This is a genomic window from Psychrobacter sp. UBA3068, from assembly GCF_002366815.1.
Taxonomy (GTDB): domain Bacteria; phylum Pseudomonadota; class Gammaproteobacteria; order Pseudomonadales; family Moraxellaceae; genus Psychrobacter; species Psychrobacter namhaensis.
On sequence record NZ_DFBY01000010.1, the window covers coordinates 104,622 to 129,399 of the forward strand.

Genomic DNA, 24,778 nt, shown 5'->3' on the forward strand with positions numbered 1-24,778 from the left:
TTACTAATGTGTTAAATACTCTCTGCCCACAGTCAAGCCATGGTTACTTCATTGGTAAATCCCCTCACTGCTAATAAAATCGCCTTACTTTATAGTGGAAAACTGCTAGAATAGCCTTTAGTTTTATTATTCTATCACCCTTAATTTAGTAGGCGCTTTGTGACTGCATTAGCCAATATTCGTAACTTTTCAATCATTGCCCACATTGATCATGGCAAGTCGACGCTTGCTGATCGTTTTATTCAAATGTGCGGTGCCTTGCAAGATCGTGAGATGCAGGCGCAAGTACTTGACTCCATGGATATTGAGCGTGAGCGCGGTATCACTATCAAAGCGCAGTCGGTCACTTTATTTTATGATCATCCTAATGGTGAGCGTTATCAGCTGAACTTTATCGATACCCCAGGACACGTCGATTTCTCTTATGAAGTGTCGCGCTCATTAGCCGCTTGTGAAGGCGCACTTTTGGTCGTTGATGCCGCGCAAGGCGTAGAAGCGCAGTCTGTGGCCAACTGCTATACGGCTGTTGATCAGGGTCTAGAGGTCATGGCGGTGTTAAATAAGATCGATTTGCCACAAGTCGAGCCTGAGCGTGTTATTCAAGAAATTGAAGACATCATTGGGATTGACGCGGTTGATGCGCCGCGAGTCTCTGCCAAGTCGGGTTTGGGCGTTGATAAGCTGTTAGAAGCGCTGGTCGAGTTTATTCCAGCACCAACGGGTGACCGCGACGCGCCACTACAAGCGCTAATTATTGATTCATGGTTTGATAGTTATCTAGGCGTGGTCTCTTTAGTACGCGTGCGCCAAGGAACGGTAAAAAAAGGCGATAAGATTTATATCAAATCGACCGGCGATGCCCATCCAGTCAGCTCTATCGGTGTGTTTACCCCAAAGCCCTTAGACACGGGTATTTTAGAAGCAGGTGAAGTAGGCTTTGTTATCGCTGGTATCAAAGACATTGCTGGCGCACCAGTTGGTGATACCATTACTCATTCCAAAACGCCTGATGTCGAGCGTATTCCTGGTTTTAAACAGATTACCCCGCAAGTCTATGCAGGTATGTTCCCAGTAGATGCCAATGACTTCGAAAAATTCCGTGAAGCACTACAGAAATTACAGATTAACGATGCTTCGTTATTTTTTGAACCGGATACCTCTGATGCGTTGGGCTTTGGCTTTCGCTGTGGCTTCTTAGGTATGCTGCATATGGAGATTATCCAAGAGCGCTTAGAGCGCGAATATGACTTGGATTTAATCACCACCGCACCCTCAGTGATCTATGAGATTGAAAAGAAAGACGGCGAAGTGATTTATGTGGATAATCCGTCGAGATTGCCTGAGCCTAATAATATCGAAGAGTTCCGCGAGCCGATTGCCCGTTGTCAGATTTTGGTGCCGCAAGACTACTTGGGCAATGTCATGACCTTGTGTATCGAGCGTCGCGGTGTACAAGTAGACATGCGCTTTATGGGCAAGCAAGTCCAAGTGATCTTTGATGTTCCGATGGGTGAAGTGGTCATGGACTTCTTTGACCGTCTAAAGTCGGTCTCTCGTGGGTTTGCCTCACTAGATTATAACTTTGAGCGTTATCAAGTTGATAAACTGGTCAAAGTAGATGTCTTGATCAATGGCGATAAAGTGGATGCGCTAGCGATGATTGTGCACCAAGACCAAGCGCGTTTCCGTGGCAATCAGCTAGTGACCAAGATGAAAGAGTTGATTCCGCGTCAGATGTTCGATGTCGCCATTCAAGCAGCGATTGGTAGCCAGATTATTGGTCGTAGTACGGTCAAAGCCATGCGCAAAGATGTTTTAGCCAAGTGTTATGGTGGCGATGTCTCACGTAAGAAAAAGCTGTTGTCTAAGCAAAAAGCGGGCAAGAAACGTATGAAGCAAGTGGGGAACGTAGAAATCCCGCAAGAAGCCTTCTTAGCGGTGTTACAAGTGGATAGTTAGTATTTGTCTCTATCTTATTTGATTTTTGCACATAATACGTCAAGTGTGGTTGGTCTTATCGTCAAAGCTGTGAGATAAGCCGCTCGTTAATAGGCAATTTGGTATGGATTTTGATTTTAATTTAATTTTAGTGCCGTTGACTATAGGCTTAGGGATTGTTTGGCTATTAGATAAGTTGGCGCTCAAACAGCGTAAAACTCGCGGCCGTGGTCATGAAAGTTTACTGGTACGCTGGGCTTATGACTTTTTCCCCGTACTGGCCATCGTATTAATAGTGCGCTCATTTTTGATTGAGCCTTTTAATATTCCTTCATCTTCTATGGTGCCGACTTTATATACTGGCGATTTTATTGCGGTTAATAAGTACGCCTATGGCGTGCGACTACCGCTGACGTATAATAAGGTTTTGGATACGGGCGAACCTGAACATGGTGATGTGGCCGTATTCCGTTATCCTGAAAATCCGAGTATTTATTATATCAAGCGTGTGATTGGTTTGCCTGGCGATACTGTCAGCTATGATCAAGGCACACTGGCGATCAATGATGTGCCAGTTGAGACTAAACCGGTAACTTTTGCAGCAAATACTGAATTGACCTCACAGCTTTATTTACCAGGTCAAATTGGCCCAGGACAAGTGCTTACAGAAGAAAGCGCTGCCGCGCTGGGGCAGCAAGAAGAGAAAGAAGCGAGGTACTTTGAAGAGACGCAAGGTGACAACAAGCATCTGGTGCGCTACTTAGATAGTATGAATAGCTCGCAGTACGCGCCGTTTTTACAACAGCAATCGCCAGAAGTGGTGATTTCAGAAGGGACGAGTTGGCGCATTCGTGTGCCAGAAGGCCAGTATTTTGTCATGGGTGATAACCGTGATCGCAGTGCCGATGGTCGTTTCTGGGGCTTTGTGCCTGATGAGAATTTGGCTGGTAAGGCGGTATATATTTGGATGCATAAACCACCTGGGCTAAATTTACCGACCTTTACCCGTAATGGCACGATTGATTAAGTGTATAAGAAGCTCTATTGGTTGAGTTAACGATAATAATTTTGTGCTAATATTGTTGCTGTTTAATCAAAGATTACCTAGCACCTAGGTATCCAAAAACAGTCATTTACCAGTAGAGAGAGACTATAATGCAGCAATTATCTGGTTTGTCCACGCAGCGTGGTGCTAGTGTGACGAGCATCGTTTTAATCATTATCGTTTTGGGTGTTGCTGCCAAATTAATCATTGCTATCGTACCGGCTCAGATTGGCGATTATCAATTGAGCAAGACCTTAAGCGCCCAGCTTAAAGAGTCAAATAAAAACAATGAGACGGCCAAGCAGTTCGTTGAACGGGTCAATAAGCAGTTATCTATCAATGGTGACTATGACACCAAGGCAGAAGACGTCTTTACTTTTACTGATAAAAAAACGGGACAATTGGCGATTCATAAACAGTACGCCGTCACCAATACCTTTTTTGGCAATGTTGATATCGTCAATCGTTTTGAAGGTGACATCGAGATGGCAACAGCAGAATAACGAAAGAGAGCGTTCATTTTTTTCGTAACCAACCACTAACTACGATTACTTATTAAACCAGTAAAACAGAAGGGATAACCATAAGCCTCGCATGAAACCAACTTCGCAGCACTCCCAAGCGGTTCCTACTTCCCAAAAAAATAGCACGTCTGTCGATACGCTTGTTAGCGCAGAATTTATTCAGCGTTTAACGGTATTAACACGCAAGTTAGGCTATGTGTTTAATGATGTGAGTCTCCCAAAACTTGCATTGACACACCGCTCATTTGATAGCAAAAAAAACTATGAGCGCTTAGAGTTTTTGGGAGATGCGCTTTTAGGGATGATTGTGGGTGAAGCTTTATACCATCGTTATCCTAGCCAAAATGAAGGGCGGCTCACTCGCATGCGCGCGACTTTGGTGCGTCAGGAGTCATTGGTTATTATTGCCCAAAACCTCGAGCTTTCTAACCACCTCATATTGGGGATAGGGGAGCGCAAGGGCGGTGGTCGCAATCGTGCCTCTATATTGGCGGACGCTGTGGAGTCGTTAATCGGAGCGATCTATTTAGACAGCCAAGATATGGAGATTACGCGTCACTGTGTGCTCTCATGGTACGGGGATTTAATTGATAGCGTGAATGATCAAAAAGCATTAAAAGATGCCAAGAGTCGACTGCAAGAATGGCTACAATCTAAGCAGTTTGATTTGCCCCATTATGAGCTGATGGAAACGCGTGGTAACGCGCCGCATCAAATTTTTGTCGTACGTTGCCATGTTAATATCAATAACTGCCCTGACATTACTGAATCTGGTGAGAGCCGCCGCATCGCCGAACAAAAAGCGGCAGAGCTTATGATCAATCAATTACACAAACTGCCAGGTTCAGCCAAAAAGCGCTCTTAATGGGTATGAATTTGGCGGCAAACCTCACTTTACATTTACGATATCTTTCTAAGTGGTTTTTACTTTAGTAAGCACTTATTCTATTTATATTAAATGTTACTTATTTTAAAACCTCAAATATTTCCCAGCCGATAACGATGTCATTTTTTTAGTGCGGATATACCCAATCCACTATGAAGTGCCGTTTGGCTGGTTATAAACTCTACAGGATTAACCTATGAGCAATCGTACTGATGTGCCATCAAATAATGAAGACAGTACCAACGATATGATCAACAACACAGAGACGCATCCAAACCAAGATGACGCGACTCTAACGAATGCTGCTCTAACGAATAAGAGTATCGATCAGTCAGAAGATATATCGCTAGAAAATGACATGGCAATTGAAGAGTTCTTTGCCCCAAGCGGTCATACGCGTATGGCTGATGATTTTAAGTCTGGCTATGTTGCCATTGTTGGGCGACCAAACGTTGGCAAGTCGACTTTGATGAATCACTTACTGGGTCAAAAGCTATCTATCACTTCACGTAAACCGCAAACGACTCGTCATCGTATCCATGGTATTTTGTCAAACCATGAGATGCAGGCTGTGTTTGTTGATACACCTGGTATCCACCGTAATGAAGTGCGAGCTATTAATGAGCGCATGAATAAAGCCGCCGTATCAGCCCTAGTAGACGTGGATTTGGTGTTGTTCGTTGTCGACTCAGATCAGTGGCGTGATGATGATTTACTAACGTTACAAAAGCTTGGCGATACTGACTTAACCGTGGTGCTGGTGATTAATAAATCAGATACCTTAAAAGATAAAGGCAGCGTATTGCCGCTGATTGAGACCTTTAACGACAGTTTTGACTTTGCCGATATCGTGCCAGTATCTGCGTTAAAAAACCAAAACCTCGATCGCCTGCAAGAGGTGATTGCGTCTCATCTACCAGTTGCGGCACCTATCTACGATACCGAACAGATCACTGATCGCTCAGAGCGTTTCTTGGCCAGTGAGATCATCCGCGAAAAAATCATGCGTAGTGCCGGTGATGAAGTGCCCTATGATTTAACGGTACAGATTGATGCGTTCAAGGATGAGCCTGCCCATACTGATCCAAAAACAGGTCGTCCACGTAAGGCTTGTACGTTTATTGACGCGACTATTTACGTCGAGCGCAGTGGTCAAAAAGCCATCGTCATTGGTGATAAAGGCCAGCGTATTAAACAAGTCGGGATGGACGCTCGTAAAGATATGGAACAACTTTTCGATAAAAAAATCATGCTAACACTGTGGGTGAAAGTGAAGCGCGGTTGGTCTGATGACGAACGTGCCTTGACCAGTCTAGGATACTGATAGCGATTGAATAACCGCCTTTTTACGATCGTATAAAGGCTCGGTGCTGAGGTAATAAAAAATGCGTAATGAAGCGTTAGTCGGTTATTTATTACATCAGCGCCCCTACCAAGAAAAGCGTGCCTTGTATTATCTTTTTTCTCAGCAGCATGGTGTGATACATGGCGTGGGAAAAAAGGGCGCACCACTGTTTATGCCTTTACAGCTCTTTGCCACGGGTCAACGTGATTTAAAGACATTCAGCCAAATTGGTGTCGCATCACAAACGACTACCCAAACAGATGAGACGCAAAAAGACAGTGTGCCTTACATATTAGGGGCGGTATTAAGCGCTAGGCCTTATGAAAATATTACTGGTCAGCAGCAGTACTCAGCGTTGTATTTGAATGAAATATTATGGCGCCTGCTACCTACTGAAGACCCAATGCCAGTATTGTGGCAGCATTATGAGAACAGTCTACGACAACTTAGGCAGCCTTTAAGCGCCAATGAGTTGCGGTTGTGTTTACGGCAGTTTGAGCATCATTTATTTAACGAGCTGGGTTTTACGCTCACGCTCACGCATGACAGTGCTGAGGATGTTATTGCTCCCGATTGTTGTTATCGTTTTTTGCCTGACGTGGGCTTAGTACCTGTCTTTCAGAATAATAGACAGTCTGAGCATTTAGAGAGTGCTACTGGACAAACGGTTCTGATGGGTACTGACATTATCCAGATGGCTAAATTGGGCATTACTGAAGCCACGTTAAATCACTGGTCAAAACTACATCGACAGCTGATTGATCATTTGCTCGAGTATCAACCGCTACAAAGTCGTTTGCTATGGCAGCAGCAGCAGCGTTATCAACAGTAAAGAGGGTATTTGCGTAGTAGCACCGCTGTTAAATTAAGGTCATGTGAAATAGTACCTTTTTATCATTACATATAAGTCAACTGAGTATCGTTATCAAAAGGATTTCTTATGACCCTCTCTTCGTTATCTCTATCGGAAAAGACCTCACGAAAACCTTTATTAGGGGTGAATATTGACCATGTAGCCACTTTGCGTCAAGCACGCGGGGTCAACTATCCCAGTCCTTTGGATGCTGCTTTACTCTGTGAGCAGGCAGGTGCAGATGGCATCACCATACACTTGCGCGAAGATCGCCGTCATATTCAAGATTCAGATGTGTATGAGATAGCGGCGCAGTTGACCACCAGAATGAATCTAGAGATGGCGGCAACCAATGAGATGCTGGCAATTGCTAATAAAGTAAAACCATTTTGGGTGTGCTTAGTCCCTGAAAAGCGTGCAGAGCTGACGACAGAAGGCGGGCTTGATGTGGCAGGGCAGGTAACTTGGTTAACAGAATATATTAGCCAGTTACAAGCTGCAGGCAGTAAAGTGTCTTTGTTTATTGATCCTGAAGAAACACAAATTGCTGCCGCCGTAGATTGCGGCGCAGATGCTATTGAGTTGCACACAGGCGCTTATGCAGAGGCGGGCTTGGCAGGCAACATAGACGTGCAAAATGCTGAGCTAAAACGAATCAAACAAGCCGTCGTCACTGCCCAACGTATCAATAATAAACTTTTAATTAACGCCGGTCATGGTCTGACACGTGATAATGTCAGGGCTATTGCGCAAATTGAAGGCATTTATGAGTTAAACATCGGTCATGCGCTCATTGCAGATGCTATATTCGTGGGGATCGAGCAAGCGGTCATTATGATGAAAAGTGCGATGTACAAAGATAGCTAAAATATAATACGTGCCAATCTTACTATTTATCACATTGCGTGGGATGGTTTTCGTTAAGTTTTTGCGTAAGCTTGCCCGATTGACTAAAAGATATTAAATACATTGCGCTATTATAAGCCACGATTGGACAGTATTTGATATGGCCGAAGTGCCCTCGCGGTTTGCCACTATCACCCCAAAATTTGATGTAGTGACGCCTGCCTCCTACGCGCAAACTTAGCTTCGCGTATTTAGGGTTCAAAGTGCGTTGCCTTATTAAAAGATCTGTTTGAGCATCAAAATTTTTATTGTCGTTTTTGTCTATAAACAATAAAAGTGTCTTATCGCTGTCTCTGTGGCAGCGCCCGCCTGCGTTAGACAGACAAACAATGATATTCTGTCTTCTGATATAACTCTCCGTTTTTGCCAAGGTAAGTGAGTTTTCTACCTGATTTTTAATACGTTTGGCTTCCATACGCGCTAACTGTGTACGAATAGCGGGAGCTGCAATCGTCATTATAATCGCCAATACCGCTATGGTGACAATCAGCTCAACCAAGGTAAAACCTTGCTTTCCTTTATACCTATAAGCGCTTTTGTCTACTGAGAGAATTTGGCTCACTGTAAAATGATAGCGAAAGCCCCGATAGACCTGAGTCCTACATTGCCAAAGTCTGTGACGAACCAAACCACTCTTACCTAAAGTTAATGTGAGCAAGATAGAGGTAGAGAGTTTTCTATCACTTAACGATGTCTTATCAAACGGGGTCATAAGGTTTTATTACCTATGAGAAGGAGTTTGGTGCCATACAATAGAGCAAGCTCATTTTTTAGCGTTGTCTCTCTAGTTATCTTTTCATCTAAACATTTTGAAATAGACTTGTAAGGACATAGCAATGTGTAGATCTAAAGAAAAAAACAACTAGGCTATAGGGTGAAATAATGTTGACTGATCTAATATAAACAGAATATATGTCTACTGTCAAAAAATGTTTCAATTAGTGAAGGAAAGGTTTTAGTAATAGAGAAAAATTACTAACTATATTAAAATAAGCGCAGACAATAGATAGTGTTAAGATTGCTATCTTTTGTGAACTGACATACAAAAGATAAAAAGCGTAAGGTGTGTTAGTTCTAGGTAACTTCAGCAGGTTATTGTGTTTTAGTTACAACATTATCGTGTAATAATGTGTAGCTCGTTAACGAAAAAAGTTGTAAACTGAATTGATAATCGCTAAGCTACTTCTTAATTGGTTTTGCTTTGTAACTTAAAATGCGTAAAAGATGTCTACTTTAGAATATCTTGAAAATCGGTTTTGCTTCACGCATCACTAAAATTATCCTTTGGAGGAAGTCCATGAAATTGAATAAAATTGCTCTAGCTTTGGTTGCCGTAACGGCTGCTCCTTTAGCAGCGAATGCTGGTGTTACTATTAGCCCACTATTATTAGGTTATCACTACAGCGAAGGCGCTGATGATGATCAAGCTGAATTACTAGAAAATTACAATGGCCAAGGCGATAGTTACTATAAAGAAGATGGTTTATACACTGGTGCAGCGTTAGGTATCGAACTTACTCCTTCTACTCAGTTCCAAGTGGAGTATGGTGTATCAAACACTGATGCTATCCGCCAAGACGGTTCTGATAATTTCGACGCAGAACAAGAAATGATCTCTGGTAACTTCTTAATTGGTACCGAAGAGTTCACTGGTTATACTGATAGCGCTCTTAAGCCATATGTATTAGTTGGTGCTGGCCAATCTAAACTTGAGATTAAAGACTCTTCAGGTGACAAAGTTAGTGGCACTAAAGATACTATCGGTAACCTAGGTCTAGGTGCTATGTATCGCATCAACGACGCGCTAAGCCTACGTGGTGAAGCTCGTGCGATCCATAACTTTGATAACAACTGGTGGGAAGGCATGGCCTTGGCCGGTCTAGAAGTTGTACTAGGTGGCCATTTAGCGCCTACGGTCGCAGTACCACCAATGCAAGAGCCAGTAGTTGACACTACGCCAGTAGTGGTTGTTGAGTCTGATCTTGATTCTGACGGTGATGGCGTACCTGATAGCATCGATGCATGCCCAGGCACTCCAATGAATGTGGTTGTTGATGAGCGCGGTTGCCCAGTACCAGTAGATATTACTGATGAGCTGAAAATGGAACTACGTGTGTTCTTTGATAACGACAAATCAGCTATCAAAAACCAATATAAGCCTGAAATCGCTAAAGTAGCAGAGAAGATGCGCGAGTATCCTAACTCTACCGCACGTATCGAAGGTCATGCTTCTAAAACTGGTCCTTCAGCACGTTACAACCAACGTCTGTCTGAAGCTCGTGCCGTTGCCGTTAAATCTATGCTAACTAACGAATTCGGTATTGCTCCAAACCGTCTATCAACAGTTGGTTATGGTTATGACAACCCAATCGCGCCAAACGACACTGAAGAAGGCCGTGCTATGAACCGTCGTGTTTATGCCATCATCACTGGTGACAAAACAATGACTGTTGAACAAACTAAAGACATGGTTGTTCAGTAAGTAATAGCCAATTGGTTATGTAGTCAAACATGAAGTTACAAAAAAAGCTGCCCATTGGGTGGCTTTTTTTATTTATGTATTGATATAAGCAAGTTATTACATAAATTTATGAAGCAATAATGTTATACTAGCTGCCCAAACATTCTGTAAACTGACAGAATGTACTTTAGCATAGCTATCTGTATGATGAATTTATCAGTGTAGATACTTGATTATATTGAAGTTGTTTGATTAACTGCCCTATTGTGCCGTTGTCAAATTTAGGTATTCAACGTCTAACTGATTTATGATAAAAGTTTATCCAGCGGCGCTTACTGCTACTGCATTTTTTTAAGACGAAACGAGCATTTTATATGGCGAACGATATCAAACACCTGCGTAACATTGCAATTATTGCCCACGTTGACCACGGTAAAACAACTTTGGTTGATAAGTTATTACATCAGTCTGGTACTTTTGGCGACCGTGCAAACATTGCTGAACGTGCAATGGATTCAGGCGATATTGAGCAAGAACGTGGTATTACTATTTTGGCTAAAAACACAGCCATCCGCTGGACAGACCAAACTTCAGAAACTGAATACCGTATCAATATCGTCGATACCCCAGGTCACGCCGATTTCGGTGGTGAAGTTGAGCGTGTTATGTCGATGGTTGACTGCGTACTTCTAGTGGTTGATGCGGTTGATGGTCCAATGCCTCAAACTCGTTTTGTCACGCAAAAAGCATTCGAGCAAGGCCTAAAGCCGATTGTGGTTATCAATAAAATTGACCGTCCGGGCTCACGTCCTGATTGGGTCATGGATCAAATTTTTGATTTGTTTGACAACCTAGGGGCCACAGATGAGCAGTTGGATTTCCCAGTTGTTTATGCCTCAGCATTGAATGGTATTGCAGGTCTAGAAGCCGATGATTTAGCTGATGACATGACACCACTTTTCAAAACTATTGTCGATGTTGTACAGCCTCCACAGGTTGATGCAGATGCGCCATTCCGTATGCAAATCTCAAGCCTCGACTACAATAGCTTTGTCGGCGTTATTGGTATTGGTCGTATTCAGCGCGGTAAGGTTAAAACCAATACGCAAGTTACTGTCATTGATAAGCATGGCAAAACGCGTAATGGTCGTATCCTAAAAATCATGGGCTATCATGGTCTGGATCGTATCGAAGTAGAAGATGCACAAGCGGGCGACATCGTTTGTATCACAGGTATTGATGCGCTTAATATCTCAGATACTATCTGTGATCCTAATCACGTTGAAGCATTACCAGCGCTAACGGTTGATGAGCCAACTGTCTCTATGAACTTCCAAGTCAATAACTCACCTTTTGCTGGTCGTGATGGTAAGTTTGTGACTTCACGTAATATTCGTGAACGTCTTGAGCGTGAGTTGATTCATAACGTGGCGTTGCGTGTAGAAGACACAGAATCTCCTGATAAATTTAAAGTATCAGGTCGCGGTGAGCTTCATTTGTCTGTACTTATTGAAAACATGCGCCGTGAAGGTTTTGAGCTGGGTGTTTCAGGTCCAGAAGTTATTGTCAAAGAAGTTGATGGTAAGCTGCAAGAACCATATGAAAATGTTGTCTTTGATATCGAAGAAGAGCATCAAGGTTCTATCATGGAGCAGGTTGGTCTACGCAAAGGCGAGATGACTAACATGGAGCTGGATGGCAAAGGTCGTATGCGTATTGAGGCTACGATGCCAGCACGTGGTCTGATTGGTTTCCGCTCAGAGTTTTTGACGCTGACTTCAGGTAGTGGCATCATGACGTCAAGCTTCTCACATTACGGTCCGCAAAAGATCGGTGATGTGGGTGGCCGCTCTAACGGTGTATTGGTTTCTATGGCCAATGGTACTTGCCTAGGCTTTGCCCTGTTTAACCTACAAAAACGCGGTAAATTATTTGCTGAGCCACAGCTTGAAGTTTACGAGGGTATGATTGTTGGCCTGAACTCGCGTAACGATGATATGACGGTCAACCCAACGACTGCTAAACAGTTGACCAACGTACGTGCTAGTGGTACTGATGAAGCGTTGACGTTGACGCCAGCTGTCAAGTTCACTCTTGAGCAGGCGCTTGAATTCATTCAAGACGATGAGCTCGTGGAAGTAACGCCAAAAGCCATACGTATCCGCAAACGCTATTTGACCGAAAGTGAGCGTAAGCGTCATGGTCGTAGTAAAAAAGGTGCTTAATAGTTTGGCTTAATAAGAGTCAAGCAACAAAAAAAGGCTAACGCGATGTTAGCCTTTTTTTATTGTCGATTGATAAAGTTGCAGCTTTTAAATCATACGTACCGTTTAAAAACTTCTAAAAGAGCAAACCGCTTACGGAGTGACTACCACATAATCATTGGTGTTAATCAAAATCTCTGATGGTTGGTCAACAACGATACGTACCACATTATCATTAGTGGCTTGTGATTTATAATAATTGTCTTCGGCAACAGTGCAACCTAGACAACGGCCCATCGCATCCCAAGGCTCAACAAATAATTTCTGCTGCGCCTGATCGGCATTACCCCCGATAAGCGAGAAGGGTAGACTGACAAGATAGGCGGCAGTACCAGCAACGGCATTGACAAGTTGTAGCGGCTTACCTACAACCGTATCCACCACCATAGTCTCATACGAAGGACCAAAGTCTGTTTCATCAATTTCTATGGCTGCCAAAGCAGGCTGCATACTGGCGGCCAATAAACTTAAACTTGCAGCTACAGTAAAAACTTGCTGTTTAACTGAGCGTTGGTTCTTGGCTTTAACCGTCATAACGATGTCCTAAAATTCATAATGGGTATGATTACTGACTGCTGCCGTTGCTATGCACAAACAGTATAAAAATAATAGGTAGACTGAATATTACAGGCAACCAAAAAAGCTGCACGACTTATGTAGCTGTTAGCCCTATTAAAGCAAGATGTACGTGAATAAGCAACAAAAATGCGTACCATGTAGCGAGCGTAGTAAAAAAGTTAGAACGTTTAAACGGAAGTATTTAGTTGTTATGGTCAATACTGAATAAAATGAATACACGATATTATGCTGCGCGACTGGTTCAACTTTTTCTGGCTTTTTGTGTCTACGCCGACAGAGGCTACAAAAAATTTATTCCAGCCCCGTGTATCTCTTTTATATTAATCTGACTATATAACAGACTACCCATGTTTAGGGTGCCATAGACATACATTGCTAAAACAGTCTTTAGATGAGTGGTTGACAGTTGGCACAGTAAACACTAGCGCGGCCATTTAGCTTGATGTTCTCAAGTACCGTACTACAATGCGGACAAGTCTCACCTTGCTTGCCGTAAACGTTTAATGTCTGTTGAAAATACCCCGTTTGGCCACTTGCCACCGTGAAGTCTCGTAGGGTTGACCCTCCAAGCTCTATGGCTTTTTGTAAGATTGCCTTAATATGGGCAACCAACACAGTGAGCTGATCGTAAGACAGGTGATGGGCAGGGGTAGCAGGATGGATCCCTGACAGATACAAACTTTCGGTCGCATAAATATTCCCAACCCCAACCACAATTTGTTGTTCCATAATGACAGATTTAATGGGGCGGGTAATGGGCTGTGGTTTCTTTAACTTGGTTTTACGGGCTGTTTTATCAGTCTCGTCTATATCAGCTGTATTTGTGCGTTGGATGAACTGATATAAATAGTCTGCAGTAAACTCATCCGCCAGTGGTTCGGGGCCTAGATGATCTAACAGATTCGTCCCATAATCCTTATACCATAAAACTGAGCCAAAACGTCTGGGATCATAATAGTGTAGCTGCGACTTTGTGTCATCCACGTCACTAAACACTATCACCAAATGGTCGTGTTTACGTGTATCAGTACCGTCACTGTGTTGCTGTAAGCTACCTGACATTCCTAAATGCACTAGGAGCTGACGCGGTAACAATGTTCCTGCTTGCGTAGCAGAGCTGCCATCGTTAGGTGCTAATGGCAGAAAATTCAGTATTAAATACTTCGCTCGACGCTCAACGCTGTCTAATGTGTAATGAACCAAACTATCCAAGTCATCGGGCATAGACCAGCGTAGCTTTGGTTGAAATACTTTTACATCGATGACGCGTTGCCCTAACAATGGTGCAAGGCTTGTCTTAGTGGTTTCTACTTCTGGTAATTCAGGCATGGTGTTTTTATAAGAACTCTATTTTAAATAAATGTAGGTTAAGGCAGGGCTACTTAGGCGACAGCGCGCCGTGCATGTAAGATACCGTGCTGTTGCTCCAGTTTGGCGAGAAGTTTAGATAAATGTGCCAATCCTGAAACTTCGATATGAAATTTTAAAAAGGCGATATTATCATCATTGCTCAGTGTCTCAACTTGACGAATATTCACGTTTTCTTTGTCAATAATCTGTGTCAAATCACGTAATAATCCTCGTCTATCATAGGCTTCTACGTGTATATCAACCGGTTGATAGCGGCCAGATTGAACCCGCCAAGCCGCCTCTATTTCGCGCTCAGGGTCACGCTCTATAAGGCGTAAGTACTCAGGGCAACCACGATTGTGGACACTGACACCTCGCGACAAGGTGATATAGCCAGCAATTGGCTCACCGTGTACAGGATGGCAGCAGCCTGCTAAGTTGATTTCAATATTATCCAGACCATCGATACGAATTTTATACGCATCAAGTTTACCTGCGTCTCTGGTATCCGTATTTGGCACAAAACTTTCTGGCGGAATCTCAGGCTCTAGATGTAGTTGCCGAGAAATATGGCTGGTGAGCTGGTTGAGACCAATGTCACCCGTGACCAGTCCAACGATAATATCATCGGTATTATTGACATGAAAATGCTGAGTGTAATCGTTTAAATCAATGCTGTTTGGATGCACTGACAATCGCTCGAGCTCTTTGCTGAGCATTTGACGGCCAATCTCGATATTTTTATCGCGATCTTGCTTGTTAAACCATTGACGCAGTTTCGAGCGCGCGCGGTTGGTATGGATGTAACCGAGTGACGCAACCAGCCAGTCGCGATTGGGCTCGCGTGACGCCTTGGTAATAATTTCAACTTGTTCGCCAGTTTTGAGCTGGTAGGTCAGGGGCACATAGCGCTGATTGACTCGAGCCGCTTGCGCACGATTACCAACTTGCGTATGTACGTAATAGGCAAAATCAAGGACGGTTGCGCCTTTTGGCAATTCGGTAATATCGCCATCACGACTGAAGATATAAATGCGTTCGAGCTCATCAAAATCAACGACTTGCTCTTCTTCATCAAACCCCATGTCATCTATTTCTTCGCCTGTTAGTAACGACGAGCGCGGTTGATTGCGCGTTTCATTATTGATAGATAGGAGCTGACGCAAGGAGCTGATTCTTTGATTAAGATAGTTGTCCTGTTTCTTCTTCAGGCCTTCTTTATAATTGACATGCGCACACATGCCAAGCTCGGCCTCAAAGTGCATTTCATGAGTGCGAATCTGCACTTCAAGTGACTTATTCTCAGCAATAACCGCTGTATGTAGTGAGCGATAACCATTAGATTTGGGGTTAGTGATGTAGTCATCAAACTGCTCGGGAATATAACGCCATAAACCATGTACCAAGCCGAGCACGTGATAACAATCTGAGGGGTTATTGACCAAGACCCGCAGCGCACGAATGTCATAAAGCTGATCAAACGATAAGCCTTTGAGCTTCATTTTTCGGTAGATAGAATAGATGTGCTTCACGCGTCCAGAAACTTCACCCTCGATATTGGCGTCCAGCAGTGCTTCGTTCAGCTTGTCTTGCACGCGTTGAATATAGGACTCACGTTCGCTACGTTTTTCAGACAGTAGTTTGGCAATTTCTTTATAGCGCTGGGGAGCCAGATAACGAAAAGCTAAGTCTTCAAGCTCCCATTTGAGCTGGGCGATGCCCAGTCGATGCGCTAACGGGGCATAAATGGTCATGACTTCGCGTGCGACGCGGCTTTGCCGTTCTTCATTAGAGAAGGTCAACTCACGCATGGCAAAGGTACGTTCAGCCAGCTTGATCAGTACGACGCGTACGTCATTGGTGACAGAAATCAGCATGCTATAGATATTGGATAGCTGATCTCGTTGATTGTTTACAAAGTGGTCTTCTAAGCGTTTGTTACTTTCAATAATCTCAGACAGCTTACCCATGGCTAAGGTGTCTTTGACCAGAGTCGATATATCCGCACCGAAGTTTTTTTCGATATCAGCGAGACTAATAATGGACTTACGCGCGCTGCGGTATAGCATAGCCGCGACAAGAGCATCTTCATCTTGATAAAGATAGGTCAGTATGTCCGTCATACCAATACCCGTCACATAAGCACCTGAGCGCTCAGATTCACTGGTATTCATATGACTGCGAATAAACTCACAAGCAGCGCTTAGGTTAGGGACGGACTCTTGGCCGATACGCTTGGCGACATTGTCTAACCAAGTCGGAATGTCAATATTGACCTGATCTAAATCAACCGCCTCCAGCTCTTGTTTTGAGAGTGTATTATTCTCATCTAGAAGCGGGTTGTCAGAATACTCGTTCTCAAGTTTTGGGTCATGACTATGAAAAGCATGTAATGCTGAGCGATCAAAAGTGGTGTGTAGCTTGTGAGTGGATAGCTGGTATTTGATATCGAGGGGGATTTGGGCATAGCTGTTGGCAGACTGATGAGAGCGTTGGCTCGCCACCAGTTGTGCCGCTAGTGCTGCGCTATCGGCTTGCGTGGTCTGTCCATCCACTAGTGGTAATCCTTCACGAATCTTTACCATAGCCGACTCCTCTTAGCTATATTGAGTTAATTATAACCTCATTTACTACGCAAAAACCTCGAAGTGACACTCATAAAGTGTCAGCTACAAACCACTACAACTGCTAAAAATTGTGATTCTTAGCAGCTATAGAATACGCGAAAAATATATAAAGTTATGAGTGCAAACGTTCACTAAGTTTTCATTCAACAAACATAGGAAGATTGTTTGCTATTATCTCATTTTAAGGGGACAAATCAAGCGAGGCTATGTAATGTCTGTTGTGAATCAGGATAAAGAGCCGTTATTTATTAGCCTAGCTTAACCCAATTTTGGTCAAGCATCAGTGGCTATAAACACGGCTATTTATCGTTTTGGTCAGCTTCGGTAAAGCAGAAAAGCATTAAACTGCTATTTTCTCAAAGCGAGCAATGGACTCAACGTGCCCTGTGTGGCAAAACATATCCATCACGGCAGCATGAGTCAAACGATAGCCTTGCTCTAACAGTGCTTTGGTATCGCGGGCGAGCGTTGCTGGGTTGCAAGACACATAAACGATGCGGTCTGCATTAAATTTTGGCAAATACTGCATAATCTCCCAAGCACCCGAGCGCGGTGGGTCAATCAGTAGCGCATCAAAGCCTTGGTTGGCCCAAGGTTTGTCCGTACAGTCTTGTGTCAAGTCTTGGCTATAAAACTCTGTATTATTGATGCCATTGCGACGTGCGTTATCAGCGGCGCGTGCCGTCATCGCTTCGCTACCTTCGACCCCAATCACCGAGCCAGTTTCCCCAACGAGGCGCGCTAGGGGCAAGCTGAAATTGCCCAGTCCACTAAACAGATCCAGTACGCGCTCACCTGCTTTTAAATCCAACAAATCACAAGCAAGCTTGGTCATTTGACGGTTGACAGATAAGTTGACTTGGGTAAAGTCAGTCGGAATAAATTCAAATGTCAGATCGTACTCTGGCAATTGATAATACAAGCGTCCAAACTGCTGGCTCATATCGTCAGCGTCCGTCAAGGCGATGCGCTCAATACTATCGACGCCTTTGGACTGTAAATACAGCTGCCAGTGACGCGCTGCAAAAAATGTCTTTAACTTATCAATGTCAGCATCTGATAACGGCGCCAAGTTTCGCACAATCAGGGCAACAGGTTGATCGCCATCGGGTAGCTCCGGTATTTGCTCACCCATTGCCAATTCAAGCTGGGCAATTTTGTCACGGCTCTCTAAGGTGCTAATCAGCGATTTTAGATTTTCAATCTCAAAACCAATACGGGGATCTAAGATATGACACTCATTTAACTCTGCTAAGAAGTTACTTGAGCGCTCGCGGAAGCCGACTAGAGCCGTCTCTTTTTTGACGACATAACGTACGCCAAGACGAGCTTTGGTGCGATAACCCAGGCGATCGCCAACGACTGGCTCAAGCCAATGGTCAGGCGCTATATTGGCTTGATGTAGGAGCATTTCAGCCAAGACGGACTGTTTAAAATTGATCTGTCCTGTAGGCTCCCAATGCTGCAAATTACAACCACCACAGACCCCGAAGTGCGGGCAGGGCGGTACGGCGCGTTCAGGGTTTGGGTTTGCAGTGATGCTAATAGCGTCCCCTTCTTCAAAGCTGTTGCGCACGTTGGTCAGTCTAACCATCGCACTTTCACCGGGTAGTGCAAAGCTTACAAAGACTTTTTTGCCATGCTTGTCCTCGATATGACCGTCCGTTGTCCCAAAGCCGTTACCATATACGGCAACGCCGCGACCATCATGCGATAAGCCATCTACTGTAAAAGGTAATGGTTCCGCGTCTTTTAGCCGACGACGCGTTTTTGATGAGGGTTTAGACTTTTTCTTATTAGGAGGAATGGCAATCGTTTGGGTATCGCTGGCTTTTTGCGTCGCATCAAGCGTTGTAGATGTTTTTGAATCGGTGGGTTGCATAAACCTGCCTTAATGATAAATGATAAATAACTAAAAAATGAAGATGAAAGCCACTAAAAGCCGCTATTTGTCACGCGGTTTTTTATGTGTCGGGCGCAGTTGACCAATCAGTAATGAAGTCTTGATGGCGAGCACGGCCGTCTGCTTGGGTATAGTTGACCAAATAATCATGGCTTTGCTGCTGCCAAGCAGTAAAATCTGCTGAGGACAACTGACCGGTTAAACGCAACCAGCGCAGATAGATCAACCAAGTATTCATGACATCAGACTCACAATATATCGATAGCGTCTGCCAATCACCCTTGCTGACGAGATCGCCAACCATACTGCCATCGACATCCGTTTTACCGGGTAGTCCATACAAACTAGCAACCACATCCATCGCTTCGCGGCGACTGGCACCGTACTGACTAAACCTGTCCATCAAATCAAGATGGCGAGTGTGGAAACGATTGACGTAATTATCAAATCGCATGTTTTTGATACGTTCGCCTTCTTCAAACAACCAGGGGGCTGACAAGTCATACTGCATGGCGCGATATATCAGCACCGGAATATCAAAACCCGAGCCATTCCAGCTGATGAGCTGAGGCAGTGTTTCAATGTCACTAAACGCCCGAAAAAATTTGGCTAGAATGTCTTTTTCGTTAAACTTATCTGCGGTCAACGAAAATAACGATAACTTACCCTCTTTGATATAAAGCGCAGAAATACAAACGATGCGCTGCAATGGTAAGCGCATAAAATCATGGCCAGCCTCTTGCGTACGTATCGCAGTCAATGCACTTAGCGCATCTGCATCATTGAGCGCTGCCAACTGGGGATAGATACGGCGAGCTGCATCAACATCAGCGACAGTCTCAATATCAAAGACTAAGATAGGGTCGGATGGTAGGGCTTGTGGCATAGGTGGTCCTGACTATTTATAAGCTTACAATGAATCCACTATAAAGAGTGACGATGCTAACTGCGCTTGGAGTATGACATGTATGTCTGCACTCGGTTGCTTTGTACGTTTTTTAAGTGGATTCAACAATATTGGGCGGTGTTGTCTGGCGTTAGTTAACGTTTGCACTATTATCGACATTGCTATCATCAACATTGTACAAACCCGTCGACAAGTAACGATCACCGCGATCGCAAACAATAAAAGCGATGACGGCATTCGGGTTTTCTTTAGCAACTTCCATCGCGGCCCATGCGGCTGCCCCGGAAGACACTCCAGCGAAGATACCTTCGGTCTTAGCCAGTTTGCGCATGTAAACTTCCGCAACACTCTGATCGACATCCATAACCTCATCGACCAGATCGGCGTCAAAAATCCCCGGCATATAAGCGGCAGGCCAGCGGCGGATACCAGCGATCGAGGCTTCTTCATCAGGCTGAAGGCCGATAATTTTAATGTCTGGGTTTTTTTCTTTCAGATAACGCGAGACACCCGTAATCGTACCGGTCGTGCCCATTGAGCTGATGAAGTGAGTAATTTTACCGTCCGTTTGTGCCCATAATTCAGGCCCTGTGGTTAGGTAATGGGCTTGGCTGTTATCAGGGTTGTTAAATTGATCTAACACGACACCTTTACCGTCTGCTTGCATTTGCAATGCCAGATCGCGTGCTGCTTCCATGCCCTCATCCACCTCGATTAAGGTTGCACCATAAGCAATCATGGCGTCTTTGCGCTCTTGAGTTGAATTGGTTGGCATCAGTAATGTCATCGGATAGCCACGCATCGCAGCGACCATGGCTAAGGCAATGCCAGTATTGCCGCTGGTGGCTTCAATCAGGGTGTCGCCAGGCTTGATGTCACCGCGCTGTTCTGCTTGATAAATCATATTGAAAGCAGGACGGTCTTTTACAGAGCCAGCTGGATTATTACCTTCAAGCTTGGCCAGTAATGTTGCACCGTTGGTCATTTGCGCTTGCTCAGGTAAGCGTTGCAATTTGACCAATGGTGTCTGACCGACGCAATCGGCAAGGACAGTGACCTGAGTAATAAAGTTAGCGTTTGACATGGCCGTATCGGACATAAGGTATCCTTATTAGGTTCAAAATTGATTTTTAAACAGAGGTTTATTTTTTAAATTTAATGTTGGTTTTTGAATAAAAGCCTTAACCTCGTGACTACCGGTGTAAGCCTGTGATTTAGTGGCCAATTATATTATTGTAGTCACAAGAAAATGGTAAAAAATAAGAAGTTGCGTCATTATATCATTTTGTTTTTGGCTACGCTGAGAGCATCAAGAGATTTTGGTAAATGAGGCGTGTCTAATATCGGCTGGACAGTTAAAATCATACAGTCGATAGCGGCAGCCCATTCACTCATTTGCGATGACAGTATCTACCTTTATAAATACTGTTAAAATACCTACAGCCGTTAAGATTTAATGAGTGGCAACCACAACTGACCACTGTCATTTATACACAGTGCAAACCCCAGTAGAGAGTAAAGCTAGCATGGCATACAAAAAACGTTTTGATACCAGTAGTGCGTATGGTCAGCTCATCATCTTGGTGTTTTTGCCCATTTGTGTGTTAGCGGCTGTCGGTGGTATTTTGGTCTTTTATGAAACCATGCGTGCCAGCAACTCAGAGCAAGAAGTGTTGGCCGAAGCGGTGCTGATTCGCTACACCCCAGCGATTGCTGAGCTGATTCCTGAATTATTAGAGCAGGAGCGTTCGCAAGCAAGCCGTGATGACAATGCGGATAATACCGTGCTCACTAAACTTGAGGGTGTGCAAGATAAATTAGGACGCATGCAATCCGAGCAGCACGTACAGCGCATTGCTATTATTAACGAGAATAATCAAGTACTCGCGGCAGTAGGCTATGGATTAAATGAAGCGTGGCCTTCGATAGATGTAACAGAGAACTTCTTATCGCAAAGACCAACGCCTATTGGGACGGCTTATGGCAGTGTGCTAGGAGAGTTTGAAGGGCAGAGGCTATGGCTGCTCGTCGATATGGACAATGAGCCACTCTATATTGCTCGGTATCGTATTGCCATGGCGCTGGTGATTACGGGTTTATTCACTATTTTAATTTTATTGCTAAGTTTAAACATCTATTCAAAACGCTGGATCGCTCCAATCTATGAGCTACGCTTACAGCTGCAACGCACCCATGTCGATAATCTGTATCAGCCGATTCCGGTTGAGTCCGATGGTGAGCTTAACTTATTACAGCAAGATTTGGTCAAAACGTTGCGCCGCTTGCACAGAAGTTTTCAGGATCTCAAGGATCATGCTGAGCAAACCGAAGATGATTTGCGCCTGGCTTTTGATGAGATGGAGATGCAGAACATCTCTATCCGTAATGCGCGTGATGCGGCAATCTCGACCAGCCAAGCCAAGTCTGCGTTTTTGGCCAATATTAGCCATGAGCTGCGCACGCCGCTAAACAGTATTGATGGCTTTATTAATTTATTGGCCCGTCATGGTGAATTAAACCCTGAACAAGACTTATATGTGCAGACCATCCGCAAATCCTCAGCTCACTTACTCGCACTCGTGAATGATGTTTTGGATTTCTCTAAAATAGAAGCCGGCAAATTGGTACTCGATCGCCATGAGTTTGATCTCTATGACACCATTTACGATGTAGTCGATATGCTGTCCCCAGTGGCTGCAGAAAAAGGTCTACGTATGGCGGTGCTGTTTTATAACGACGTACCGATGCGCATCAACGGTGATGCCTTGCGCCTCAAACAAGTACTGACCAACATCGTCGGCAATGCCATTAAGTTTACCGACAGCGGCGATGTGGTGGTGCGCGTCAGCTTAGACGATCACCGAGACAATTACTTGATGATCAGTGTGCAAGACAGCGGTAAAGGGATTTCTCTGGCCGATCAAAAAATGCTGTTTCAAAGCTTTAGCCAAGGTGATCCATCCATCACTCGTCAATATGGTGGCACAGGGCTGGGTCTGGTCATCTCTAAGCAATTAACCCGGCTAATGGGCGGTGATATTGGGTTTCATGACAATGCCCAAGAAAATATTGCCAATCAAGGCGCCACTTTTTGGTTTCGCATGCCAGCACATGTCGATGTGTTAGAAGCCGCCACTGGTCAGACGATTGAGCTGCCAGTCTTGGCACCACTGGCAAGTGAGACCGACGAGTTCAACGTGTTGGTTTGGATCAATCATACCGCGTCCATCCAAGTGCTCAAAGCCAGCTTGCAGTACTTACCGATTAAATTGACGCAAGCCAACTCATTGCCAGGGGTGCTTGAGTCCTTAAAAGAGCGTGGCAACTATTGGGATTGGGTCATCGTTGATGATGACACTCAAGACGATATGATGGCGCTCCTCAAACAGATTCGTCTCCATTATCAAGGCAAGCTTGCGGTATTTGGTTATCAAGTGGCCGCCGATCAAGCGCTACTAAACCGTTATCATGCCAATGTACTGTATGAGCCACTAGATAAAAGACAACTCTACGCCATGCTCGATACACAAAACCGCAGCGTGCCAAAAAATCTGCAAGAGCCACGTTGGACAGGCGTGACTGTGCTGGCAGTCGATGACCATTTACCCAACTTACTGGTGCTCGATGCTTTGCTCAGCGAGCTTGGCATTCAGGTGATTACGGCGAGTAGTGGGTTTGATGCCATCGAGATCATCAGTAAACAGCAAACCAAAAACATCAAAACCACGAAAAATGACAAGCAGAGTCTATCGAATAAAACCCAAATCTCTAAAGCTGAAACGCGCGATGAAATAAACAAGAAATCAAACAGCGCACTTTATGAAGAGGCAAGCCTTGACGATAAAGGCGCTAGTCAGGATAAAAACAGTATTGACTTAATCTTTATGGACATTCAAATGCCGCGCATGTCAGGGCATGAAGCCGCAAGACAAATTCGCAATATTGAGCACGATGATGGCCGAATCCCCATCATTGCCTTGACCGCTCATGGCTTGGCCGATGAGCGTGACAAGCTTATCGCGAGCGGCATCAATGATTATGTGGGTAAGCCGATTAGCCAGCCTCAGTTACTGCAAGTGCTGCAAAAATGGCTGGGACGCACAACGACCACCCCTCAACTAACGGTGTTGCCTGATTCCAGTCTACATAGCGTTGACTTACAAGCTAATGACGCACCAGAGAATGATTTGCACACTATGGACTTGCAAAATGCAGAGGCTGAAAAGTATTCAAGTTGGCCTGCAGACTCTACCATGATGGCTTATCCACTGGTGAAAGGGGAGGAGAGCAATCGCAGTAGTGCCTCTGATAGGGTAAGTCAGCAAAAAATTACGCGGCCTTTATCATTGAAAAAAATTCGGGATGACTATTTGCGTGATAGTCAGCCTCGTGAGGACTACAGACGAGAAACCCCGCGTGACACCCAGCCGCGCTATGAGAGTTTACGTTTGCAAAATCAGGGAACCATCTCACTCTTAAACCCACCGAAAAACTCTGCAGCCAGTGGTTATAATACGATGACAGCCCATGTGGACTCACAAGCATCTGAGCAAGAAAGAAAGGATTTAGGCAGCCATCGTTATGCAAACAGCAGTAATGTAGGGGGGAGCATTAACGATACTTTAGCCATTTTAGACTGGCAAGATGCGCTTACGCGGTCGGCGAACAAACCTGACCTAGCAGCCAAGCTTATCATTATGATGCTTGATACGATCAACGATGAGAAGCAAGCCCTAACCCAAGCGTGGATCGCGCGTGATCGTAATACGCTGGCGCAAATTGCCCATCGTATATTGGGCGGTAGTCGTTATACTGGGGTACCACAGTTACGTCAGGCCAGTCAAGACTTAGAAGACAAGTGTTTGTTAAATATCCAGCATACCACCCCCGCACAGTTTGCTATGCTCGAGCCTTATTATGAGGCATTGCTAACCGCATTAAACAACTTACAAGCGCTAGATCTGTCCGCCTATCCTCAGCTGAATTATCACCGTTTAAGTGAAAACGATATGACGTGGAAGATGATATAAACGAGATAGTAGGTAAGACAGTGTCTCAAAAGTTAAGGGCTCTTAATCGATTTGCGGATAAAATAGTGGACAGAATCTTATAGATATTTTAGAGCGGTCTTGTCGGGCGTACCGTGGCAGTCAGTTATTGCTACGGTAGAATAAGGGTAAGCCTGCTAAT

General features: G+C 44.4%; 17 protein-coding genes. 10 read left to right on the forward strand and 7 right to left on the reverse strand.

The window, feature by feature from the left end:
• Positions 1-159: 159 nt before the first annotated feature.
• The 7 genes from lepA (at position 160) to pdxJ (ending at position 7,458) form a co-directional block, all read left to right on the forward strand.
• Positions 160-1,959, forward strand: a complete 1,800-nt coding sequence (gene lepA / locus B2P60_RS02275) for a translation elongation factor 4 (RefSeq protein ID WP_193006259.1) — start codon at positions 160-162, stop codon at positions 1,957-1,959.
• A 103-nt stretch (positions 1,960-2,062) separates the two neighbouring features.
• On the forward strand, positions 2,063-2,965 hold the full coding sequence (gene lepB / locus B2P60_RS02280; protein ID WP_286739215.1) for a signal peptidase I: 903 nt from the start codon (positions 2,063-2,065) through the stop codon (positions 2,963-2,965).
• A 128-nt stretch (positions 2,966-3,093) separates the two neighbouring features.
• Entirely contained in the window at positions 3,094-3,486 is a 393-nt protein-coding gene (locus tag B2P60_RS02285; protein WP_286739217.1) for a DUF4845 domain-containing protein, read from the forward strand.
• Positions 3,487-3,577: 91 nt separating this feature from the next.
• Entirely contained in the window at positions 3,578-4,372 is a 795-nt protein-coding gene (rnc, locus tag B2P60_RS02290) for a ribonuclease III (RefSeq protein ID WP_193006261.1), read from the forward strand.
• Positions 4,373-4,751: 379 nt separating this feature from the next.
• A complete protein-coding gene (gene era / locus B2P60_RS02295; protein ID WP_226949498.1) occupies positions 4,752-5,717 on the forward strand; it encodes a GTPase Era in 966 nt (321 codons plus the stop codon).
• A 61-nt stretch (positions 5,718-5,778) separates the two neighbouring features.
• Positions 5,779-6,570, forward strand: coding sequence for a DNA repair protein RecO (gene recO / locus B2P60_RS02300; protein ID WP_286739219.1), 792 nt, complete (start codon positions 5,779-5,781; stop codon positions 6,568-6,570).
• A gap of 108 nt (positions 6,571-6,678) precedes the next feature.
• Positions 6,679-7,458, forward strand: a complete 780-nt coding sequence (pdxJ, locus tag B2P60_RS02305) for a pyridoxine 5'-phosphate synthase (protein WP_286739221.1) — start codon at positions 6,679-6,681, stop codon at positions 7,456-7,458.
• A 22-nt stretch (positions 7,459-7,480) separates the two neighbouring features.
• Here pdxJ and B2P60_RS02310 read toward each other — a convergent pair whose 3' ends face one another.
• Positions 7,481-8,209: a GspH/FimT family pseudopilin gene (locus B2P60_RS02310; RefSeq protein WP_286739224.1), complete on the reverse strand. Its 729-nt coding sequence runs from the start codon at positions 8,207-8,209 to the stop codon at positions 7,481-7,483.
• A 585-nt stretch (positions 8,210-8,794) separates the two neighbouring features.
• Between B2P60_RS02310 and B2P60_RS02315 the strand changes: the two genes are divergently transcribed.
• Together B2P60_RS02315 and typA are read left to right on the forward strand one after the other, a co-directional pair.
• Positions 8,795-9,979 carry an OmpA family protein gene (locus B2P60_RS02315; protein ID WP_286739227.1) on the forward strand — a complete coding sequence of 395 codons (1,185 nt, stop codon included), beginning with the start codon at positions 8,795-8,797 and terminating at the stop codon, positions 9,977-9,979.
• 353 nt (positions 9,980-10,332) lie between these two features.
• Positions 10,333-12,183 carry a translational GTPase TypA gene (gene typA / locus B2P60_RS02320; protein WP_193006266.1) on the forward strand — a complete coding sequence of 617 codons (1,851 nt, stop codon included), beginning with the start codon at positions 10,333-10,335 and terminating at the stop codon, positions 12,181-12,183.
• A 132-nt stretch (positions 12,184-12,315) separates the two neighbouring features.
• On the opposite strand, the gene B2P60_RS02325 is transcribed toward typA, so the two are convergent.
• The 6 genes from B2P60_RS02325 to cysM form a co-directional block, all read right to left on the reverse strand.
• Positions 12,316-12,756, reverse strand: a complete 441-nt coding sequence (locus B2P60_RS02325; protein ID WP_286739231.1) for a hypothetical protein — start codon at positions 12,754-12,756, stop codon at positions 12,316-12,318.
• Positions 12,757-13,188: 432 nt separating this feature from the next.
• Positions 13,189-14,130: a bifunctional DNA-formamidopyrimidine glycosylase/DNA-(apurinic or apyrimidinic site) lyase gene (mutM, locus tag B2P60_RS02330; protein ID WP_286739233.1), complete on the reverse strand. Its 942-nt coding sequence runs from the start codon at positions 14,128-14,130 to the stop codon at positions 13,189-13,191.
• Positions 14,131-14,183: 53 nt separating this feature from the next.
• Entirely contained in the window at positions 14,184-16,736 is a 2,553-nt protein-coding gene (locus B2P60_RS02335; RefSeq protein WP_193004666.1) for a RelA/SpoT family protein, read from the reverse strand.
• Between the two features lie 382 nt (positions 16,737-17,118).
• Positions 17,119-18,660, reverse strand: a complete 1,542-nt coding sequence (gene rlmD, locus B2P60_RS02340) for a 23S rRNA (uracil(1939)-C(5))-methyltransferase RlmD (protein ID WP_286739236.1) — start codon at positions 18,658-18,660, stop codon at positions 17,119-17,121.
• Positions 18,661-18,742: 82 nt separating this feature from the next.
• Complete coding sequence (locus tag B2P60_RS02345; protein WP_193004664.1) at positions 18,743-19,567, reverse strand: 3'-5' exonuclease; 825 nt, start codon at positions 19,565-19,567, stop codon at positions 18,743-18,745.
• 151 nt (positions 19,568-19,718) lie between these two features.
• Entirely contained in the window at positions 19,719-20,672 is a 954-nt protein-coding gene (cysM, locus tag B2P60_RS02350) for a cysteine synthase CysM (protein WP_198334266.1), read from the reverse strand.
• 442 nt (positions 20,673-21,114) lie between these two features.
• Between cysM and B2P60_RS02355 the strand changes: the two genes are divergently transcribed.
• Positions 21,115-24,618 carry a hybrid sensor histidine kinase/response regulator gene (locus B2P60_RS02355; protein ID WP_286739238.1) on the forward strand — a complete coding sequence of 1,168 codons (3,504 nt, stop codon included), beginning with the start codon at positions 21,115-21,117 and terminating at the stop codon, positions 24,616-24,618.
• Positions 24,619-24,778 lie beyond the last annotated feature (160 nt).

What these genes read in the sequence shown, in the direction of transcription:
- recO (WP_286739219.1), top strand. Translation starts at nt 5,779, where the DNA reads ATGCGTAATGAAGCGTTAGTCGGTTATTTATTACATCAGCGCCCCTAC.
- typA (WP_193006266.1), top strand. Translation starts at nt 10,333, where the DNA reads ATGGCGAACGATATCAAACACCTGCGTAACATTGCAATTATTGCCCAC.
- rnc (WP_193006261.1), top strand. Translation starts at nt 3,578, where the DNA reads ATGAAACCAACTTCGCAGCACTCCCAAGCGGTTCCTACTTCCCAAAAA.
- B2P60_RS02345 (WP_193004664.1), bottom strand. Translation starts at nt 19,567, where the DNA reads ATGCCACAAGCCCTACCATCCGACCCTATCTTAGTCTTTGATATTGAG.
- cysM (WP_198334266.1), bottom strand. Translation starts at nt 20,672, where the DNA reads ATGTCAAACGCTAACTTTATTACTCAGGTCACTGTCCTTGCCGATTGC.
- B2P60_RS02335 (WP_193004666.1), bottom strand. Translation starts at nt 16,736, where the DNA reads ATGGTAAAGATTCGTGAAGGATTACCACTAGTGGATGGACAGACCACG.
- rlmD (WP_286739236.1), bottom strand. Translation starts at nt 18,660, where the DNA reads ATGCAACCCACCGATTCAAAAACATCTACAACGCTTGATGCGACGCAA.
- pdxJ (WP_286739221.1), top strand. Translation starts at nt 6,679, where the DNA reads ATGACCCTCTCTTCGTTATCTCTATCGGAAAAGACCTCACGAAAACCT.
- B2P60_RS02310 (WP_286739224.1), bottom strand. Translation starts at nt 8,209, where the DNA reads ATGACCCCGTTTGATAAGACATCGTTAAGTGATAGAAAACTCTCTACC.
- lepB (WP_286739215.1), top strand. Translation starts at nt 2,063, where the DNA reads ATGGATTTTGATTTTAATTTAATTTTAGTGCCGTTGACTATAGGCTTA.
- B2P60_RS02355 (WP_286739238.1), top strand. Translation starts at nt 21,115, where the DNA reads ATGGCATACAAAAAACGTTTTGATACCAGTAGTGCGTATGGTCAGCTC.
- era (WP_226949498.1), top strand. Translation starts at nt 4,752, where the DNA reads ATGGCAATTGAAGAGTTCTTTGCCCCAAGCGGTCATACGCGTATGGCT.
- B2P60_RS02325 (WP_286739231.1), bottom strand. Translation starts at nt 12,756, where the DNA reads ATGACGGTTAAAGCCAAGAACCAACGCTCAGTTAAACAGCAAGTTTTT.
- B2P60_RS02285 (WP_286739217.1), top strand. Translation starts at nt 3,094, where the DNA reads ATGCAGCAATTATCTGGTTTGTCCACGCAGCGTGGTGCTAGTGTGACG.
- B2P60_RS02315 (WP_286739227.1), top strand. Translation starts at nt 8,795, where the DNA reads ATGAAATTGAATAAAATTGCTCTAGCTTTGGTTGCCGTAACGGCTGCT.
- mutM (WP_286739233.1), bottom strand. Translation starts at nt 14,130, where the DNA reads ATGCCTGAATTACCAGAAGTAGAAACCACTAAGACAAGCCTTGCACCA.